The sequence below is a fragment of the Pseudoduganella sp. genome (assembly GCF_041914865.1).
Taxonomy (GTDB): Bacteria; Pseudomonadota; Gammaproteobacteria; order Burkholderiales; family Burkholderiaceae_D; genus Rugamonas.
In genome coordinates, this window is sequence record NZ_JAYSCO010000074.1 from 20,816 (window position 1) to 27,850 (window position 7,035).

Here is a 7,035-nt window from a genome sequence, read left to right on the forward strand (position 1 = left end):
TTAGCCACCAAAGTGGTGGTTCAGCTCCAGCCAGACCTGGCGGCCCGCCGGGCTGTAACTGCCGACCGGGTAGTAAGGCCAGCCGCCGGTATCGTCGCGCTTGATGCGGTCCTGCAGGTTGTTCACCGCGACCGACACTGTGGTGGCCTTGCTAATTTTGTATACCACGCTGGCATTGGCCAGGGTGGTCGGGGTCAGCCAGTCCTTGCCGTCGCCGCGCGGGATCTTGCCGTAGCGGCGCAGGAACAGGGTGCTCGACCAGTCGCCCACGTTCCAGGTCAGGCCGGCGTTGATGCGGTCGCGCCAGTCGCCGTTGCCCAGGTCGTTCTTGTCGTCGTTGAGCGGGTCGCCGACGAACTGGCGCGACTCCTGCGTCAGGGTCTTGGAGGCGTTCACCTTGGCGATGAAGTTGCCGTAGGCCGCAGTGCGCAGGGTGTAGCGCGCGCTGATGTCGATGCCGGTGGTTTCGGTCGATGCCGCATTGATCGGGTTGACGTGGATGGTCTTGATCTCGCCCGGACGGGTCAGCGCATTGTCGGCGTAGCGCACAATGCGGCGGATCGCGTCGGCGCAGGTCGGCGAGGTCAGGTCGCCCTTGATGCGGCAATCCGATTCGTCGCGCAGCAGCTTGTCGGCGCTCAGGTTGGTCACCAGGTCGTCGATGCGGACCTTCCAGTAGTCGAGCGTGGCGTCGAAGTCGGCGCTCGGCGACCACACCACGCCGACACCGGCCGAACGGCCGCGCTCCGAGCGCAGGTCCTTGCTGCCGGTCTGCACGTAGTCGGCGCCCGGCGAATAGCCGGCGTAGTCGCAGTCGGCCAGCGGCTGGCCGGCCTTGGCGCAGCGGTAGTAGTCGGTGGTGGAGGAATAGTAGCCGGTGCCGCGCGCCTTGTAGATGTAGTTCATGTCCGGGGCGCGGAAGCTGGTCGCGTAATTGCCGCGCACCAGCAGCTGCGTCGCTGGGCGCCATTCCACGCCGCCGTTGTAGGTGAAGCGGCCGTCGCCGCGACCGGCAAAGCTGTAGTGGTCATAGCGGCCGGCGACGGTGGCATCCAGGCCTTTCACGATTGGCACGCCGGCTTCCACGCCGACGGCGTAGCGCTTGCGCAGGCCGGCCGTGATTTCGGTCGGCGTCACGGTGTTGAAGTAGCCCTGGTTGATGCGCTCGTCGGGGCGGTTGGTGAAGCCTTGCTTGCCCAGCTCCGCCACGGCGGCGACCTTGACCGGGCCAGCCGGCAGCTCGAAGGCTTCGCCGTTTGCGGTCAGGCTCAGGGTATTGGTCCAGGCCTTGTCGTCGCTGACGGCCTCGCCGGTGATGCTGTTGAATTCTTCCGGCGTCAGGCGCTTGGCCAGGCGCGCGGGATCCGGCGCGTAGATGGCGATGCCGCCGGACGTCACGCCCAGTTTCGGGCCGAGGAAGAAGCTGTCGATATTGGCCAGCGCGCGCTGGGTGTGGTTCTGGCTCTTGTACAGCGAGGCGGAGTAGCCGGCTTCGTAGTTCCAGGTGCTGTTCGGGACCTGGCCGCGCACGCCGACGGACAGGGAGCTGACCTGGTCGTCCCAGCGGCGGTTGTAGCGGCCCACGCCGCCCATTTCCTCCGGCGAGATGAAGCGGGTCCATGCTTCGTTGGCCTTGGTGTTCTGGTTGTAGAAATAGCTGTCGGTGGCCGAGCGCGAAGTCCACGACGGGCCGCGCGTGTTGTTGCTGCTGCGGTTTTGGCCGTACAGCGCTTCGGCAAACAGGGTGGTGCTGTCGGACAGCTCGTAGTTGGCGCTGCCGAACACGTTCTGGCTGCTGTTCTTGGTCTGCGTGGTCCAGTAGGTCGGGCCGACCTTCGGGCTGGCGCAGTAGCTGCCGGCCTTGGCGGTGTACTTGATGGTGCTGCCGCCAAACAGGTCGCTCAGCGCGGCGCAGGTGTCGCCCGGGTCGACGAACTTGCCGGTGCTGACATTCTTGCGCGACAGGATGCTGCTTGGCGCCACGCCGGTGCGGCTGGCCATAAAGTCGCGGTCCGCGCTCCACAGCGGGTCGCGCTCGGACAGTTCGACGCTGAATACGGTGTTCAGCTTGTCCCAGCTATGGCCGCCGCTGAACTGCAGGCGCTTGTCGCCGCCGCCGCCGCGCGTGGTGGTGCCGGCCTTGGCGTTGATGTCGAAGCCTTTGGCCTGCTTTTTCAGGATGATGTTGACCACGCCTGCAATCGCGTCCGAACCGTACACCGACGAGGCGCCGCCGTTCAGGATTTCGATGCGTTCCACGATGCTGGATGGGATGTTGGCCAGGTTGGTGAAGTTCACCGTGCCTTCGTAGGCGATCGGGAAGTCCGCCATGCGGCGGCCGTTCAGCAGCACCAGCGTGTGGTTCGGTCCCAGGCCGCGCAGGCTGATGGCGTTGGCCGACGGCGTGAAGGTGTTGCCGAAGTCGGCGCCCTGCACGAAGCCGCTGTTCTGCGACTGGCTGGTCAGCGCGTCGAATACGTTTTTGTAGCCTTGCTTGGTAATGTCCTCGCCGGTCAGCACGGTGATCGGCGATGGGCCTTCCAGGCTGGCGCGCGGGATGCGCGAGCCGGTGATCACGACAGATGAAGCAGCTGCGATTTCCTGGGCCTGGACAATGCCGCACGACAGGGCGAGCACGCCTGCCGCCAGCGAGTTTAGTTTGAATTTTGGTTGCATGAAGTGGTCCTCTGGTAACGAGGCGCCACCTTAGCAATTCCGGCTTCATTACTGAACGAATGAATTCGCAAATGCTTATGAAAAAGCCGGGGACAAAATTGCTCCCCGGCTTTTGTTGCAAATTAAATGGGGTACGTCCCCATTTTTTAGGCGGCGTGGGTGGCGACCTTGGGCTTGCTGAACTCGGCCAGCAGTGCGGCTTCTTTCTGCTTGGCGGCTTTCAGGTGGCGCTCCTTCACGTGGCCGTAGCCGCGGATGTCTTCCGGGATGCGGGCGATGGCGACTGCGGTGGCGAGGTTGTCGGCATCCAGCTTGCCCAGCAGGCTGCCTACGGTGTTGCGGTACTCGCCGATCAGGGCGCGCTCCATCTTGCGCTCTGCGGTGTAGCCGAACACGTCGAGGGCGGTGCCGCGCAGGCCTTTGAATTTGGCCAGCACGCTGAAGGCTTTCAGCATCCATGGGCCGAATTCCTGCTTGACCAGGTGGCCGTCCTTGTCTTTCTTCGCCAGCAGCGGCGGCGCCAGGTGGAACTTCAGCTTGTAGTCGCCTTCGAACATGTTGGCGATCTTTTCGCGGAAGGCCGGGTCGCTGTGCAGGCGCGCTACTTCGTATTCGTCCTTGTAGGCCATCAGCTTGTACATGTAGCGGGCTACGGCTTCGGTCAGCTTCTTGCTGCCAAAGGCGCTTTCCGCTGCCTGCACCTGCGCGACGAAGTCGCTGTATTGCTTGGCGTAGGCTGCGTCCTGGTAGGCGGTCAGCAGTTCGACGCGCTTGGCGATGATCTCTTCCAGCGTCTGGGTGCGCTTGAATTCGATCACGGTGGCCGGAGTGGCCAGCTTGGCGACGGCGGCGGTGTCGTGCGCGCAGTAGCGGCCCCAGTTGAAGGCCGACTTGTTGAAGCCGACCTGCACACCATTCAGTTCGATCGCTTTCATCAGCGCTTCTTCGCTCAGCGGCACTTTGCCCTTCTGGAAGGAGTAGCCCAGCATGAACATATTGGTGGCGATGGAGTCGCCCATCAGCGCGGTGGCGATCTTGCCGGCGTCGACGAAGTCGACATTGGCTTCGCCGCAGGCGCGCTTGATCTCGCCCTGCGAGGAGGCGCCCGGGAACTGCCAGTCCGGGTTCTTCACGAAGGCGGCGGTGGTGGCGCCGGTCGAGTTGATGGCGGCGTAGGTGCGGCCTTCGCCCATGCGCGACAAGGCGTCTTTCGATGCGGTCACGATCTGGTCGCAGCCGATCACCAGGTCGGCGCTGCCGGTGCCGACGCGGGTCGAGTGCAGGTCGGCCTGCTTGTCAGCCAGGCGCACGTGCGACATCACCGGGCCGCCCTTCTGCGCCAGGCCGGACATGTCCAGCACGATGGCGCCCTTGCCTTCCACGTGGGCTGCCATGGCCAGGATCTGGCCCACGGTCACCACGCCGGTGCCGCCGATGCCGGTGATCAGGATGCCGTACGGGTTCTCGGTCGACGGCAGCGCCGGCGCCGGCAGGGCCGGCACTTCGCCACCGCCCGCTGCGGCCTTCTTCGGTTTCTTCAAGCCGCCGCCTTCCACCGTCACGAACGACGGGCAGAAGCCGTTGACGCAGGAGAAGTCCTTGTTGCAGCTGGACTGGTTGATCTGGCGCTTGCGGCCCAGTTCCGTTTCCAGCGGCTCCACCGACAGGCAGTTCGACTGCACCGAGCAGTCGCCGCAGCCTTCGCACACGGCTTCGTTGATCACGGCGCGCTTGGCCGGGTCGGGGAACTCGCCTTTCTTGCGGCGGCGGCGCTTCTCGGAGGCGCAGGTCTGGTCGTAGATCATGGCCGACACGCCCGGCATGTCGCGCAGTTCGCGCTGCACGTCCATCAGCTCGGAGCGGTGGCGCACGGTGACGCCTGGCGCCCAGTTGTAGTCGTCCGGGTATTTTTCCGGCTCGTCGGTCACGACGATGATCGGCTTCACGCCTTCGGCCGCAATCTGGCGCGAAATCATGCCCGGGTCGAGCGGGCCGTCCACGTTCTGGCCACCGGTCATGGCCACGGCGTCGTTGTACAGGATCTTGTAGGTGATGTTCACCTTGGCCGCCACGGCGGCGCGGATCGCCAGGATGCCGGAGTGGAAGTAGGTGCCGTCGCCCAGGTTGGTGAAGACGTGCTTCTCGTTGGTGAACGGGGCCTGGCCGACCCAGGTCACGCCTTCCGCGCCCATATGGGTGAAGGTGGACGTTTCGCGGTCCATCCACAGCACCATGTAGTGGCAGCCGATGCCGGCCAGGGCGCGCGAGCCTTCCGGCACCTTCGTCGAGGAGTTGTGCGGGCAGCCGGAGCAGAAGTATGGGATGCGGTCGGTCTGCGGGTTGGCCTTGGCCGGCAGGTTCTTCAGCGCGGCTTCCTTCGCTTCCAGGAAGGCGATGCGTTCCTTCACGCGTGCGGCGACCGGGTGGTCCTTGCAGTAGTGCTCGATGCGCGAGGCGATGGCGCGCGCGATCTGGGCCGGGTTCAGCTCATAGGTGGCCGGCAGCAGCCAGTCGCCGTGGCCGGTCTTGCCGTGGTTGCTCCACTCGCCGGTGTCGTCGAACTTGCCGACCACGCGCGGGCGCTCGGAATCCGGCAGGTTGTACAGCTCTTCCTTCAGCGCGTATTCCAGGATCTGGCGCTTTTCTTCGACCACGATGATCTCGTCCAGGCCCTTGGCGAATTCGTGCACGCCGTCCGCTTCCAGCGGCCAGGTCATGCCGATCTTGTACAGGCGGATGCCGATATCGGCGGCGGCTTGCTCGTCGATGCCCAGGTCGGCCAGCGCCTGGCGCGTGTCCAGGTAGGACTTGCCGGCGGTGATGATGCCGATCTTCGGCTTGGGCGAATCCCAGATGATCTTGTTCAGCTTATTGGCGCGGCAGTAGGCCAGTGCGGCATACCACTTGTAGGTGTTCATGCGCACTTCCATGTCCAGCACGGTGTCCGGCCAGCGGATATTCAGGCCGCCCGGCGGCAGCTCGAAGTCGTCCGGCATCTGGATCTGCACGCGGTCCGGGTCGAAGTCGACCACGGCGCCCGATTCGATGATGTCGGTCACGCATTTCATCGACACCCACAGGCCCGTGTAGCGGCTCATGGCCCATGCATGCAGGCCGTAGTCGATGTATTCCTGCACCGAAGACGGGTACAGCACCGGAATGCCGCAGGCGTTCAGGATGTGGTCCGACTGGTGCGCGGTGGAGGAGGACTTGGCCGCGTGGTCGTCGCCGGCCAGCACCAGCACGCCGCCGTGCTTGGCGGAGCCGGCGTTATTGGCGTGCTTGAACACGTCGCCGCAGCGGTCGACGCCCGGGCCTTTGCCGTACCACATGGCGAACACGCCGTCGTACTTGGCGTCTTCGAACAGGTTGGTCTGCTGGGTGCCCCAGACGGCGGTCGCCGCCAGGTCTTCGTTCATGCCGGGGTGGAATTTGACGTGGTGCGCGTCGAGGTGCTTCTTGGCCTTGATCGCGGTCTGGTCGACCGAGGTGACCGGCGAACCGCGGTAGCCGGTGATGTAGCCGGCGGTGTTCAGGCCTGCTTTCAGGTCGCGCTCGCGCTGCAGCATAGGCAGGCGGATCAGCGCTTGCGTGCCGGTCATGAAGGCGCGGCCGCGCTCCAGGGTCCACTTGTCGTCGAGGGTGATGTCGTGCGCTGGCGATAGCTCGCCACTCTTGACGGGTGCGTTCATCAGGGTTGTCTCCAAAACTTCTTAAATTGTGAACGGCGCCCCGTCTTGGCGCGGGGTTGCCGGGAATACTTTTTAACCCGGTAAGTCCGGGTCAGACCCAAGGGTCCGACCCCGGCCTGCGGCGGTCGCGTACCAGGGTCTGACCCTTGGGTCTGACCCAGGTTTACCGGGGGTTACGCAGCCGACTTGGAAGGATCTTCCAGCACACCGCGTCGAATCTGGTCCAGCTCAATCGACTCGAACAGCGCGCGGAAGTTACCCTCGCCAAAGCCCTGGTCACCCTTACGCTGGATAATCTCGAAGAAGATCGGCCCAATCACATTCTGGGTAAAGATCTGCAGCAGCAGCTCGCGCTCATTCGAATCCGCCGACGAATGGCCATCGATCAGGATGCGCAGGCGGCGCAGCTCCTCAACGTTCTCGCCATGGTTCGGCAAGCGGCGGTTGACCAGCTCATAGTAGGTCTCGATCGTATCCTGGAACACGATGCCCTGGTCACGCAGCCCCTGCACCGAATCGTAGATGCCATCGGTCCCCAGCGCGATATGCTGGATACCCTCGCCGTGGTACTCATTCAGGTACTCGGCGATCTGCGACTTGTCATCCGACGACTCATTGATCGGAATACGGATCTTGCCGCACGGGGAAGTCATCGCCTTCGACTTCA

Annotated in this window: 2 protein-coding genes and 1 pseudogene; all 3 read right to left on the bottom strand. The window is 64.4% G+C overall.

Annotated elements, in window-relative coordinates; all coding sequences use genetic code 11:
- Positions 1 to 2,676, bottom strand: a complete 2,676-nt coding sequence (locus tag ACE3TQ_RS23950; protein WP_374585736.1) for a TonB-dependent receptor plug domain-containing protein — start codon at positions 2,674 to 2,676, stop codon at positions 1 to 3.
- Between the two features lie 146 nt (positions 2,677 to 2,822).
- Positions 2,823 to 6,368, bottom strand: coding sequence for an indolepyruvate ferredoxin oxidoreductase family protein (locus ACE3TQ_RS23955; RefSeq protein WP_374585738.1), 3,546 nt, complete (start codon positions 6,366 to 6,368; stop codon positions 2,823 to 2,825).
- A 173-nt stretch (positions 6,369 to 6,541) separates the two neighbouring features.
- Positions 6,542 to 7,035: pseudogene (locus ACE3TQ_RS23960) on the bottom strand (4-hydroxyphenylpyruvate dioxygenase); the annotation flags it as partial.